6 protein-coding genes are annotated in these 14,274 nt (G+C 64.7%); 5 read left to right on the forward strand and 1 reads right to left on the reverse strand.

The genetic code is table 11. The features are described 5' to 3' along the window. Positions 1 to 643 precede the first annotated feature (643 nt). The 5 genes from J7I98_RS26860 (at position 644) to J7I98_RS26880 (ending at position 12,656) form a co-directional block, all read left to right on the forward strand. Positions 644 to 4,147: a LamG domain-containing protein gene (locus J7I98_RS26860; RefSeq protein ID WP_308377947.1), complete on the forward strand. Its 3,504-nt coding sequence runs from the start codon at positions 644 to 646 to the stop codon at positions 4,145 to 4,147. A 112-nt stretch (positions 4,148 to 4,259) separates the two neighbouring features. Further along, the gene (locus J7I98_RS26865) at positions 4,260 to 10,721 is read left to right on the forward strand and encodes an RHS repeat-associated core domain-containing protein (RefSeq protein ID WP_308377948.1); all 6,462 of its coding nucleotides are present in this window, start codon (positions 4,260 to 4,262) and stop codon (positions 10,719 to 10,721) included. Between the two features lie 8 nt (positions 10,722 to 10,729). Continuing rightward, a complete protein-coding gene (locus J7I98_RS26870; RefSeq protein ID WP_214927147.1) occupies positions 10,730 to 11,092 on the forward strand; it encodes a hypothetical protein in 363 nt (120 codons plus the stop codon). Between the two features lie 500 nt (positions 11,093 to 11,592). Next, positions 11,593 to 12,132 (forward strand): winged helix-turn-helix domain-containing protein, encoded by a 540-nt coding sequence (locus tag J7I98_RS26875; protein ID WP_214927149.1) that lies wholly within the window; start codon positions 11,593 to 11,595, stop codon positions 12,130 to 12,132. Next, positions 12,057 to 12,656 carry a transposase gene (locus J7I98_RS26880; RefSeq protein ID WP_308377949.1) on the forward strand — a complete coding sequence of 200 codons (600 nt, stop codon included), beginning with the start codon at positions 12,057 to 12,059 and terminating at the stop codon, positions 12,654 to 12,656. The genes J7I98_RS26875 and J7I98_RS26880 overlap by 76 nt, the downstream gene beginning before the upstream one ends. Before the next feature lie 168 nt (positions 12,657 to 12,824). On the opposite strand, the gene J7I98_RS26885 is transcribed toward J7I98_RS26880, so the two are convergent. Next, positions 12,825 to 14,087: an IS110 family transposase gene (locus J7I98_RS26885; RefSeq protein WP_214927153.1), complete on the reverse strand. Its 1,263-nt coding sequence runs from the start codon at positions 14,085 to 14,087 to the stop codon at positions 12,825 to 12,827. Between the last annotated feature and the right edge of the window lie 187 nt (positions 14,088 to 14,274).

Below are 14,274 nucleotides of genomic sequence, written 5' to 3' on the forward strand. Positions count from 1 at the left end.
CCATGAGCGCCGCGTCCGGTAGCACGAACTGGTGCCCGTACACCGGAACCAGCGTCGGCGCCCGGGCCAGCATGAGTCTGGCCACTTCGAGGTCAGGTCGACTCCTCCCAGCGACTTCGGTGAGAGAGCCCGACAGGGGTGACGTGTGAGTCCATGCTGGGTTTTGCACTGCGCTTTGCGCAGCAACTTCCCGGTGGTGTACGAGAGTCCCATGTCAGAGCGAAACGTGGAGCTTGGGCAGCTAACAGCCTTGTTCCTGTGGTTAGTTGGCTGTTTGGGAGCTCTCTAATACCCGACGCCCGATAAGTCAGCTGTTGGGATCATTGTGGAGTGAATGGGCGGGCGTTCCTTCTGCAACCGGTCGAGGCGGCTACGGGGGCTGCTCTTGACTGGTCTTTACCACCGAACCATATTTGGCGGACTTGTGTAAGAGTCGTGTAAGAGTCGGGGCGGGCCTGTGAGTGGTGGGGTGTGGCGCAGAGCGCGTCACAGAGTGTGTGTGCTGATAGTGGCGTCAGTTGTTTTCGGAGGGCTTCCCGCGCTTGAACAGCCGGCTGCGGCGCATCCGTCAGCGGCTGCTGCCAGCGAGCCAGTTTCGCCCGAGACGCAGGCTGCGCTGCGTGCAGTCGATTCGGGTGAACGCGTGGAGGTGGCAGCGCAGCGCACTGAGCTCTCTCAGGTGTTCGCTAATCCCGATGGCACGTTCACGCAGGAAATGAACGCTGCTCCTGTGCGGGCCCGCCAGGATGACGGGACGTGGGCTCCGATCGACACCACGCTGCGGCGTGATGCAGATGGTCGGGTCCGCGCGAAGTCGACCACCACCCACGTTGAGTTCTCTGGCGGCGGGGCTGGAAGCATGGTCAAGCTCGCCGCGGACGACAAATCTCTAACGCTTGGGTGGCCTACAGAGCTTCCTGCCCCGCAGTTGGAGGGCAAGTCCGCAACGTACGCGGACGTGCTTCCCGATGTGGATCTGAAGCTGTCTGCGACAGGGACCGGATTTACTCAGGTCCTCATAGTGAAGTCCGCTGAGGCCGCAGAGAATCCACAGCTGAACAAGCTGAGACTTTCTGTCGGGGCCAGGGGAGTGGATGTCCTCCCAGGCGTGGATGGTGGGCTCCGGTTCGTAGACGAGAACGGAGCGAAAGTCTTCGAAGGCCCCGGCGCACGCATGTGGGACTCCGCAGGTGATCAGCCTCAGGCCGCGCCGTCTGGGGCGCGAGTTTCGCGGGCCGCCGCAATGCGGGGCGCAGAGCCAGACGATGGGGGAGGGGATGATCCGGCTGCCGCGCCCACTGCCGGCGATGCGACAGCAGCTGTTGCCGTGGAGATCCATGGCGATGCGCTGGAGATCGTGCCTGACCTGAAACTGCTGCGCGGCGAGGACACTGTCTTCCCTGTCTTCATTGATCCGCCGACTACGGGACTCACCCGCACGGACTGGACGGCGTTGTCTTCCGACGGTGACCGGTTCTGGGAGTGGGACGGCGAGAAGGGGGTGGGGTACTGCAAGGACTACGCGGGCTACCTGTGCTCCTACACCCCGTACACGCAGCGCCTGTATTTCGAGTACCCGCTCACGAAGCTGCACGGCAAGAAGATCCTGGATGCAACAGTCGAGGTCTACCAGGCGTGGACTTTCACCTGCGATCCGCACTGGTACGACCTGAGCCTGGTCGACCGCGGGATCTCATCCTCGACATCCTGGTCGTCGAGGCCTGTCGCCAAGGACCTGATGGGGGACAGGAATGTCGCCTACGGACGCGGCGGCCTCTGTAGCCCCTCCCAGCCCGCTGACTGGGTCCGCTTCTCAGACAACACGGGGGAGGAGACGAATGAGAATCTGACCCCCACCCTGCAGTCGCATGCCGACGATCAGAAGTCGCAGATCACCTTCTCCTTGACCGCGCACGACGAGTCTTCCACCGCCTCGTGGGCGCGTTTCCGGGACGACGCGAAGCTTTCGGTCACCTACATTTCCAGGCCCTCGGTGCCCACCTCCGTCGGCGTACGCCAGGGGACGACTGGGAATGCGTGTGAACACTGGTCGGAGCCGTTCGCGACCAGTGACAGGACGCCGAAGGTCAACGCCACTGTCCAGTCGAGCGACGGAACAAATTCTCAGCTCCGCGCCCAGTTCGAGGTCTGGAAGGAAGGCGCTACGGCCAAGGCGTGGGGCATCAACGACCCCAGCAGCGCTTGGGCGACGGACAATTCGAGACGGGATGCTGATGTCGCCAGCAGCACTGGTGCTGCCGTCTTGACTCCGAACGTCCAGTATCGGGTGCGTGCACGCACCCAGGCTTATTACAAGACAGACCGTGGCGCCACCGGAGTCTTGGATTCCGCCTGGTCTGGGTGGTGTTACTTCCGCGTCGACACCGATAGCCCGCCGCCTCCGACGGTCAAAAGCGCGGACTGGAAGTACCCGCCTGCCGACACGTATCCGGCCTCTGGAGGGGTAGGAGAGAGCGGGATGTTCGTCTTCACGCCCGGGGATGCTAATCCTTCCACCCCGGACATCGACTCGGACGTCACTTCCTATCGCTACCGCCTCAACAGCGGAAAGCTTTCCCCATCGCTGCCGGTTCCGATCGGAAGGGCGAAGGTGGTGTTCATCAAGCCCGACCAGCCCGGAGAGAACACCATCCGGGTGTGGGGGTACGACGCCGCAGGCCATAGCTCACTCACCGGCTACTACAGCTTCAATGTCAAGGGCGCGGAGCCCCCCTCAGGCCAATGGCACCTCGACACCAGCGGTGCCGACACCACTGCCGGAACGCAGCACCCGCTGACCACCGGAGGTTCGGCTACCTACACCACGCTGGAGCGCGCCGGCACGCACGCCCTCAAAACCAATGGCACCACCGCCTACGCTGCCAGCAGCACCGCTCCGATCGACACCTCGAAGTCCTACACGGTGTCGGCCTGGGCCCGCCTGGCCCCGGGAGGCACAGGTAATCAGACCGTCCTGGGTGTCAGCGGCTCCTTCTACAGCGGCTTCTATCTCTCGTACCAGGACTCCGAGAAGACCTGGACGATGCGGTCCTCCTCCAAGGACGATGAGACGGGCAACCTGTCTGATCAGCTCGTGGTGGCCAAGCAGCCGGCAGTGCGCGGTGTGTGGACACATCTCGCAGCGTCCTACGATGCCGCCGATCAGCAGATCCGCCTCTACGTCAACGGCCACCTCCAGGGAACGGACACCGCTCCCACTGCCTGGAAGGCGACGGGCGGCCTTCAGGTCGGCCGCGCGCTCTGGCACTCCTCCTACACCGATCACTTCAACGGGTCCATCGATGAGGTGCGAACCTGGTCCCGTTCCCTCGCGGACGCGGAAGTCCTGCAGGACGCCCGGCTGGAGGACGAGGATGCCAGCGACGGTACGTCGGGCGACCCCATCGTCTCGAAGGTCGGTCACTGGGACGCCACCAAAGCCTCCGGCACCAGCCTCACCGACGACTCCGGCTACAGCCGGACGATGACGCTGACGGGAGCCACGCTCGGCGCGGATCCGGCCGACGCAGAGAACGCCGACCTCGGGTTGCCCGTCAGGCAGGTGATGACCTTGAACGGCACCAGCTCCTACGCTGCTTCAACCGGCCCTGTGGTCGATGAAACAGGATCGTTCACCGCCACTACTTGGGCGCGCCTGGACAGCAGCAAGCTGGCCGACACATCCAAGAGCTACGCCGTTGAGGTACTCGGCCAGGCTGGCACCACCCAATCGTCATGGGGTATCTGGTACGAGCAGCCTGCCGGATCGACCGTCGGCAAGTGGAAGTTCGGCCGCCCTAGCAAGGACGGCACCGGAGTTACCTGGACCTCTGCTCAGTCCGCCGTGGCGGAGAAGGACAAGTGGGTGCGTCTGACCGCGGTCTACGACGCCCAGCAGGAAACAGAGGAAGACGGCCAGACGAGCGTCGGCGCCCTGTTCCTCTACGTTGACACCGCCCAGATGAACGGGCCGACGGGCGTCATGTTCACGGCGCCTTGGCAGGGATCAGGAAAGCTCGAGACCGGCCGCGCCCTGGTCAACGGGAGCCCGGCGCGGTACTTCCCCGGCCACATAGCCGATGTGCGGGTCTGGGCCGGTGCCATGGACGGGTCCGTAGTCGGAGACCTGTACAGCGCTGAGCAATAGCCCGTCAATTGCCGCGTCTTGGTGGCCGGTGTCGTGCCGGCCGCCAAGACGCATCTTTCGGACCGCTCTCTCGCTCGGGCGGATTCCCACCACTCTCGAGGATGGAACAACAGTGACCTCCGCATCCCGTGGCGGCCGGCCCCACGCCGCGCTACGCCGCTGGCTCGGACGCGGTGCGCTAGCAGTCTCGCTCGCACTCGTCCCGCAACTCATCGTGCCCACCGGGTACGACTTCACCTCCATAGCCGAAGCCGCAACCCGGGAATTCCCCGACCCGCCCAAACCGAAGATCGACCGGGTTCTGCCGTTCACCGCGAAGAAGCACGCCACCCCTAAGGATCAGGCCGCGCCGGCCGCCCGTAAGACCCGGGAGAGACTGGACAAGACCCGCTGGCCCAAGGCAGGAAGCACGTCGCTCAGCCTGGGCACCGCCAAGCAGGCCAGGCATCAGGCCGGCGGTCTGCCCGTCACCCTGATGCCCACACCTGTATCGCGCCGTACCGCTGCGAAAGCGTCCGACAGCGCCACAGCGGTCGAGGGAGCGGTGAAGGTCCGTCTGCATGACCGCAAAACCGCCCAGAAGACCGGTGTCAACGGCGTCCTCCTCACCCTGTCCCCTGAAGAGAGGCTGAGTACCGGCGGGAAGCTGCGCTTCTCCCTGAACTACAGCTCCTTCTCCGATGCCTATGGCGGCTCCTTCGGTACCCGTCTCAAGCTGATACAGCTTCCGGCCTGTGCACTTACCACACCGAACAAGCCGTCCTGCACCACGCAGAAGCCCCTGGCCTCCACCAACAACCCCGTCAAGCAGACCCTGACCGTGGACCTGCAGCCCGCTGCGCTGGCTTCCGCGCAACCCATGCTGCTCGCCGCAGCAGCGAGTGCTTCAGGTGGCGGCGGAGACTTCGGCGCCACACCACTGGGCCCGTCCGCGACGTGGGAGGCCGGTGGCAGCACTGGTGACTTCACCTGGAATTATCCGCTGCGGATGCCGCCCAGCAACGGCCCGGCGCCGAGCCTGGCCCTGTCCTACAACTCGGCGAGCGTTGACGGCCGCACCGCGGCCGAGAACAACCAGACTTCCACCGTCGGTGAGGGCTTCTCCTTCACCGAGTCTTACATCGAGCGCAAGTACGCCGTCTGCAAGGACGATAGCGAGGCCGGCAAGAGCGACCTGTGCTGGAAGTACGCCAACGCCACCCTCGTCCTCAACGGCAAAGCCACCGAACTTGTCAACGATTGCGACACCACCGCAGCCTGCACCGCCGCCGCGAAATCCGAGGACACCGGAGGAACCTGGCGGCTGAAGAACGACGACGCCTCCAAGGTCGAGCACCTGGTCGGCGCGTCCAACGGTGACAACAACGGCGAGTACTGGAAGGTCACCACCCCGGACGGCACGCAGTACTACTTCGGCAAGCACAAGCTGCCCGGCTGGAGCGACAACGGCACTGCTACCGACGACCCGGTCACCGACTCGGCATGGACGGTGCCGGTATTCGGCAACAACACGGGCGAGCCCTGCCACGGCACCGACTTCAACGCCTCCGGTTGCACCCAGGCATGGAAGTGGAACCTCGACTACGTCGTCGACACCCACGGCAACGCCATGAGCCACTGGTACGGCAAGGAGACCAACAACTACGCCAAGTCCGGCGTTGCCGACCCCGGTACTAAGTACGTTCGCGGCGGATACCTCAAGCGCGTCGATTACGGCCAGCGCGACGGCCACCTCTTCGACCAGAAGGCTGCTCAGCGCGTCACCCTTAACTACGCCCAACGCTGCATCGTCACGGACGGCTGCACCAGCCTCACCGAGGCCACCAAACAGAACTGGCCAGACGTCCCCTTCGACCAGATCTGCGGCGACGGCAAAGCCTGCACCGGCCTTATCGGGCCCTCCTTCTTCACGCGCTACCGCATGGCCTCCATGAACACCTACGTGTGGGACACCGGAAACGCCGCCTACCGCAACATCGACAACTGGACCTTCAACCACTCCTTCCCCGACACCGGCGACGCCTCCTCACCGAGCCTGTGGCTGACCTCGATCACCGCCAAGGGGAAGGCCGGCGCGGACGTCGACGACCTCGCCATGCCCTCGGTCACCTTCGGCAGCGTCCAAATGCCCAACCACGTCGAGGGCGGTGACACCCTGCGCTACATCAAGCACAGGATCCGCACCATCGCCTCCGAGACCGGCGCGAAGATCGAGGTCAACTACTCCGACCCCCAGTGCATCCGCGGCACCAAGATGCCCACCGCCGCAGACGACAACAGCCTGCGCTGCTTCCCCGTCTACTACTCCCAGTCCGGCGCCACCCCGGAACTGGACTGGTTCCACAAGTACGTCACCACATCGGTCACGCAGTACGACACCACAGGCGCCGGGGAGCCTCAGGAGAGCTACTACACATACGACGGCGGAGCAGGCTGGGCCTACTCCGACGACGAAGGACTGAGCAAAGAGAAGTACCGCACCTGGTCCCAGTGGCGCGGCTACCCCAAGGTCACCACCACCATCGGTGACACCACCGGGCCGCGAGGCAAAACCGTCTCCCGCTACATGCGCGGCCTGGACGGCGACAAGAAACTCACAGCTGGCACCACCCGCGACGAGAAGGTCACCGACTCCACCGGCACGACCATCGAGGACTCCCGCCAGTACGCTGGCTTCGTCCGCGAGACCATCACTTACAACGGCAACGACGAGGTCGGCGGCACCATCCACGACCCGTGGTCACACAGCACAGCCAAGCACCCCTACAACTGGGGCACTACCGAAGCCTTCTTCGTGCAGTCCGGAACCGTCCGCGCCCGGCAGACCACTGCCAGCGGCACCCGCACATTGAAAACGACTACCGAGTACGACACCACCTACGGCATGCCTACCAGGGTCAACGAGCATGGCGACGTCGACAAGACCGGTGACGAGACCTGCAACACCACCAGCTACGCCCGCAACACCAAGGCGTGGATCGTCGACACCCCCTCCCGCGTGGAGTCCTACGCGGCGGCCTGCGGAACCACGCCCAGCTTGCCCAAGGACTCTCTCGCCGACACCACCATCGCCTACGACAACCAGGCCGTCGGCACCATTCCCACCAAGGGCGACGCGACCGCCACATACCGCGTCTCCGGCTACACGCTCGGCAAGCCGGACTATCAGAAAGCCAGCGCCACCGCCTTCGACGCCCTCGGCCGGAGCACGGCCACCACGGACGCCGTCGGCCGCACCACCAAGACCGCCTTCACCCCGAATGACACTGGTTACGGACCGCTGACAAAAACGGTCGTCACCGATCCCAAGGGCTTCATCACCACCACCGAGAGCGATCCCGCGTGGGGGGCTGCTACCAAGTCCATCGACCCCAACGGCAAGACCACCGAGTGGGCATATGACTCTCTCGGCCGCGTCACCTCGGTCTGGAAGCCCAACCGCTCCCGCACCCTCCAGGACACCGCCAGCATCCGCTACGCCTACAGCATCACCAAGGACAAGGCATCCTGGGTTCGCACCGACGCCCTCAATGCCGACGGCACCAGCTACAACAGCGCCTACCAGATTTACGACGCCATGCTGCGGCCCCGCCAGCAGCAAACCCCCGCGGCCAACGGCGGCCGGGTGATCTCCGAGACGCTCTACGACGACCGCGGACTCGGCTACCTCACCAACGCCGACATCCACGACACCACTGCCCCCACCGGCGCCCTGGCCAACACCCTGCCCGGCTCCACCCCGGCATCCACTGAGACCGTCTACGACGGCGCCGGACGCGCCACCTCATCAGTCTTCAAGGTCTACGACCAGGAGAAATGGCGCACCAGCACTGCTCACCAGGGCGACAGGGTCGCGAACACCGCAGCCCCCGGCGGCATGGGCACCATGACCATCGCCAATGCGCAGGGCAAGACGATCGAGCGCCGTGAGTACGCCGGCCCAGACCCGACCGGCAGCAACTACACCACCACCAAGTACACCTACACCCCGCGCGGCGAGATCGACACCATCACCGGTCCCGACAACGCCAAGTGGACCTACACCTACGACCTGCGCGGCCGTGCCATCGAGACCACCGACCCCGACAAGGGCAAGACAACCTCGGCCTTCAACCACGCCGACCAGGTCCTCAGCACCACGACCACGGTGGACGGCCAGCCCAAGACGCTCCTCTACGACTACGACGAACTCGGCCGCACCACAGCCACCTGGGACGGCACCAAGGACAACGCCCACCAGCTGACCAAGCACACCTACGACACTGTCGCCAAGGGTCTGCCGAGTTCTTCGATCCGCTACGTCGGCGGCACCACCGGGAAGATCTACGCCAGCCAGATCACCGGCTACGACGCCCTTTACAAGCCGACCTCCGTCAAGACCGTGCTTGCCGCCACCGACCCGCTGGTCGAAGAAGCCAAGGCACCGCAGACGTTCACCACCTCCACCGCGTACAACTGGGACGGCACCGTCCAGAACACGGCCCTGCCCGCCGTCGGCGGCCTGCCCGCCGAAACGGTCGCCTACAGCTACAACCCACTCGGCATGCCCACAGGCGTCCAGGGCTCCATGGACTACGTCCGATCAGTCGGCTACTCCCCACTCGGCGAAGTCGAAGAAACCCTTCTGGGCACATCGACCACCGCCAAGCAGCTGCAAATCCTCAACCGCTACGAAGACGGCACCCGCCGCCTGACCAACACCCACACCCTCGACCAAACCAACGCCGGCTACACCAGCGACACCGACTACGCCTACGACCCCAGCGGCAACGTCACCTCAGTCACCAACAAGGCCGGCGACGACGACACCCAGTGCTTCAACTACGACGGCCACCGCCGCCTCACCGAAGCCTGGACCCCCGCCTCCGGCGACTGCGCCCAGACCCGCTCCACGACCCAACTCGGTGGCCCCGCCCCTTACTGGAACAGCTGGACCTATAAGACCGGCGGACTGCGCGCCACCCAGACCGTCCACACCACCAGCGACACGACCACCACCAACTACGCCTACCCTCCGGTCAACGCCACTGGCGGCGGACAGCCCCACACCCTCACCAGCACCACCGCCGGCACCAAGACCAGCAGCTACGAGTACGACGAACTCGGCCGCACCATTGAGCGCCCCGGCCCCACCGCAGCCCAAACCCTCACCTACAACGCTGAGGGCAAGCTCGCCAAGACCACAGAAGGCGCCACCACCACCGACTACCTGTACGACGCCAACGGCAGCGTCCTCATCCGCCGCGGCACCAACAACACCGTCCTTTACCTCCCTGGAGGACAGGAACTCCACTACGACGCGGCGACCAAAAAGTTCAGCGGACAGCGCTACTACAGCGCCGGTGACGGCACCGCCCTTCGCACCAACACCGGTCTCAACTGGGTCATCGATGACCACCACGGCACCGCCTCAATGACCGTCGACGCCACCACCCAGAAAATCACCCGCCGCTACACCAAGCCCTTCGGCGAAAACCGCGGCACCAACCCCATCGCCTGGCCCGACGACAAGGGATTCCTCGGCAAACCCGCCGACACCACCACCGGCCTCACCCACATCGGCGCCCGCGAATACGACCCCGCCATTGGACGCTTCCTCACCGTCGACCCCATCCTGGCCCCCGAAGACCACGAATCCCTCAACGGCTACGCCTACGCCAACAACACCCCCGTCACTCTCTCCGATCCCACCGGCCTGCGTCCCGACGGTGCCTGCGGCGGCTCGGGCAGCTGCGTCGTCGGAAAAACGAAGAAGGGAGAACCGAAGTACGAAACCTGGACCTACGAGGGCAACGGCGGCTGGTCATGGGGCTGGTACACCCACACGCAGGACACCTTCACCTATCAGCACCGGTCCTACACCGTCTCCGGAACCGTCACCTATAACCGCAAGCGCGGATACACGGCCACAGCAGAACGACCTGTGCTGAAAGCCGGACCCAAGCGGCCGGCCGCGGTCTTCCACGGCTACGCCATGGGCACGAACCCCAACTACGATCCTTCCGTTGCCGACGAGACCGCGCGCCCGCCGCTTTCCACTCTGCAGAAAGTGCTCCTTGGTGTCGTAACCGCCGTCGGCCTCGTAGTCGCCGTTGGTCCCGTAATCGGACTAGCTACACCCCCCTGCCTCGCAGCCCCCTACGTCTGCGCCACAATCGGAGCGGAGGCTCTGACGGGTGGCGCAGGAACAGCTGGTGGCGTTGCAGCAGGCTCCAAAGCGGTCAAGGGACTACAGGGAGCTCAAAGTGCTGACAATGTCGTAAATGGACAGCGACTGGCCAGGCAGCTCGCGCAAGAGCGAGCTGGTTCGATCTTCACCAAGGATGGTTCGCTCACTCCGGAAGCCCTGCAGCAATCCAGGAAAATTATCGGCGGCGAGGAAATCGGCAACGCAGCAGTCCAGGCGGAGTTCGCCAAGAGGGGGGGTGCGCACCAGTGGGGTAAGTGGACAACCGCTAGGTACCCCAGCCCGCACGGGATGGACTTCGAAGTGCACTTCTATCGTAATCATGTCACTGGAGAAGTGCTCCAATATGATTACAAGGTGAAGCTTCCGAAGTCTATCCAGGAGTAGCGAACCAAATGAAAGTAGCATTCCTTGGGTGCGGGGATTCCCCCGAACGTGTCACGCGAGGCACGGCCGGGCTCGAGATCGGGCATGAGTACGACGTCCTCGAGCTGTACGGGCAAGCTGATGGTGCCAACTACCTCAGGGTGGAGGTTGCTGTGGGCGAGCTTCCCGCTATGTTCGACGCCAGGCTCTTTCGCGTCGTGGCGTCGAGCATGCACCCGTTGTGGGAAGCGCGTATTACAGAGTCAGGTACTCTCAAGATCGGACCCGCATCCTGGATGCGCACCGGTTTTTGGGAAGCCGTTATGGACGGCGAAGAATGGGCTGTACGCGCTTACAGCAAAGCGAGAGACGAAATCCTGAAAAATAGGTAACGCCTACTTCGTCTCGCCTGAAGCCGTGGGGTCGCTCTCGTCAGGCGACCCCACGGCTTTTGGATGGCGAGCCAGGGTTTCTGCGGACTTCGCCAAGGCACCACCCCGCGCCACCCGGTGGGGGCCCGTGGCCGTCTGTGTCGAGCTGGGCGATTTCGCGATCGGAACGCACCTCGCGCCGGAAACGGGCGCGCGGAACTCTTCGTCACCGGCCTGCGCTGGGTGTACGACCTTTACGGCCAGGCGCAGCCCGGATCCGTCCACCGCGGCATTGACGGTGCCCATGCCACCTGCTCCCACGCGCCCGACCACACGGTAAGGCCCAATGCGGCGCGGGTCACCCGGCTGCACCGCCTGGATCGGGTTGGGCACGCTGCTCCTCGATACGTCATCGCCCTGCACTGCACGCCTCGTTGCGGCGCTGAATGCTACTGAACTTGATTGGGTGATGTCGGGCTGTTCGCCTGACGGCGTCCGGGTCGGGTCGGTAGTTGTGGGCTGTGAGATACGAGCAGGGTGGTGGGCTGACCGATGCTGAGAGGGTCGGGCGGGAGCGGATTCGGCTGGAGGCGGTCGGCCGCTTCGAGGGCGGGGAGAAGAACAGGGAGATCGCTGCCGCGCTGCGGGTGAGCGAGCGGTCGGTGGAACGCTGGCGCCGTCAGTGGCGGGAGTGTGGTCAAGGCGGTGTCCGCTCGAAGGGTTCGCCCGGGCGTCCGCGACTGAGTGACGCTCAAATAACAAGACTCGAGCGGGAGTTGGAGCGTGGTCCGCTCGCTCATGGATGGGCGGACCAGCGTTGGACGCTCGCTCGTGTGAAGACGTTGATCGGGCGGATGTTCCATGTCAGTTACACGGTGGAGGGCACGTGGCGGCTGCTGAAGCGTCATGGCTGGTCATGGCAGCAGCCGGCCCGTAGGGCGATCGAGCGGGACGATGAGGCGGTCGAGTTGTGGAAGAAGGAGGTGTGGCCGCGGGTAAAAGCACCGCGGCGGCCCGCGGGGCCTGGATCGTCTGCGAGGACGAGGCCAGTCAGTCGCTGAGGCCGCCACGGGCCAGGACCTGGGGCCGGGTCGGCCAGACGCCAGTGGTCCGGGTACGGGGCCGGGGTTCCGGACGCGTCTCCATGGCCGGAATGACCTGTTTCAAGAACGGAGAGCGTTCACGGCTCATCTACAGCTTCCGCGTCCATCGGGGACGCAAGGGCGAGCCCAAGGGCTTCACCTGGCAGGACTACCGCGACCTGATCGTGCGGGCACATAACCAGCTCAGTGGCCCGATCGTCCTGGTCTGGGACAACCTGCGGACTCATCTGATGCCACAGATGAAGGCTTTCATCGCCGAGAACGACGCCTGGCTGACGGTGTTCCACTTCCCCGCCTACGCACCGGACCTCAACGCGCAGGAAGGCATCTGGTCACTGGTGAAACGCACCATCGGCAACCTCGCTGCCGCGAACCTCGACCAGCTGGCCACCGCTGTGAAACGCAGCCTCAAAAAGGTCCAGTACCGTCCACACCTGATCAACGGCTGCCTCACGGGCACCGGCCTGACCATGGAAACCTGACCACAATCAGACCGACATCACGCATTCAAGTTCAGTAGCGCGGTGGTTCACCGCACGGAGGCAGAGGCGCTGCATACCCTCTGACGACGCCGCACTGGCTCAGAGCGGTTCGCCGGTTACACTCTGCGGCTCGGGACTGACACGAAAATGACCCCTTGAATCGGCGGATCAGACCATGATCGGCTCGAAGCGGACGGTGAGTCCGAGGCTGTTGGCTTCCTTGACCATCCGTCGCATGGCGCGTTCGGGATCGCGGCGGGTGAAGTGGTCCGCTCCGAGCTCTCGGTAGGGGGCTTTGTCGTGCAGGACGTGCCAGATGGCGATGGCGAGTTTGTGCATCACGGCGACGAGGGCCCGTTTGCCTCCTCGTCTGGCTGCCAGCCGTCGGAAGAAGACACCGAGGTAGGAGTCCTTCTTCCTGATGGCGACCATCGCTGCGATCCCGAGCAGGCGTTTGAGGTTCTTGTTCCCGGGCCGGGTGCGTCCGGACCGGTTGACCCCGGCCGATTCGTTCTGTCCGGGACAGACCCCGATCCAGGAAGCGAGCCGGTGTGCTGAAGGGAACTGGGCCATGTCACCACCGGTCTCGGCGACAATGATCTCCCCGGCGAGACGTCCGATACCAGGGATGGTGGCCAGGTTGGCGAGGTCCCTCTCCCGCTCCGTCAGCAGGGTGGCGACCCGGGTATCGAAGGTCTCGATGATGGTCTTCCAGCGGTCGATCTCATCCAGATAGTGCCGGACCATGAACGCGTGATGACCCGTGAACTCCCCGTCCAGGGCTTCGATGAGTTCGGGAATCTTGTTCCGGGCCCGGCCGACCGCCAGGTCAGCGAGCCGGGCGGGGTCCCGTTCCCCGTCGATGAGGGCTCCCAGGATGGCCCGGCCACTGGCGCCGGTCACGTCGCTGAGGACGGAGGAGAGTTTCATCCCCGTGTCCTCGAGCTCCTTCTCAAGGCGCTGGGCTTCCCACCCCGCGGCCCTCGCCAGTTCTGTGCGACGGCGAGTGAGATCCCGTAGCTCACGGATGTCGCGTCTCGGCACGAACGAGGCCATCACCATCCCGGAGGCACCGGCCCGGGCAAGGAAGGCGGCATCGCTGGGATCGGTCTTGCGGCCCCGAATCCCCTTGAGATGCGCCGGGTTGACCAGCATCAGGTTCAGATGTGGCTGCAGCAGGTAGTAGACCGGACGCCAGTAGTCCGAAGTCGCCTCCATCACCACCACCTCGACCTGCCGCTCCACCAGCCAGGCCAGCAACCGCCGGACTTCGGCCGTGGTAGTACCGAACCGTTCGGTCTCCAACGACCAGCTGCCGGCCCGTTTCGTACTCGGCGCCCGTACACACGCGAGCAGGAACCGCTTGCCCAGATCCACTCCCGCGGACCTCAGATGAATTACCTCGTCCTTCGCGTCCTGGAGCCGGGCCATCCTGTTCTCCCTCCCGCCCGATGCCTCCATACTCAGCAGACGCCCCGGAGGGGCCAAGGGAGTAGCGGAATCTGACACGCGTGCTCCAGGTGGCAGACGACACCACCATGGCAACAATCCGTGGTCCCCTGGTCGGCCCCCATCGCCATCCTGTAAAACGAGCTTGCCAGCATCGCAGGCCCATCGG

Source organism: Streptomyces sp. ISL-98 (assembly GCF_018614055.1).
Lineage (GTDB): Bacteria > Actinomycetota > Actinomycetes > Streptomycetales > Streptomycetaceae > Streptomyces > Streptomyces spiramyceticus.

Excerpts from the sequence above, each read along its gene's own strand:
- J7I98_RS26870 (WP_214927147.1), top strand. The coding sequence starts at position 10,730 with ATGAAAGTAGCATTCCTTGGGTGCGGGGATTCCCCCGAACGTGTCACG.
- J7I98_RS26885 (WP_214927153.1), bottom strand. The coding sequence starts at position 14,087 with ATGGCCCGGCTCCAGGACGCGAAGGACGAGGTAATTCATCTGAGGTCC.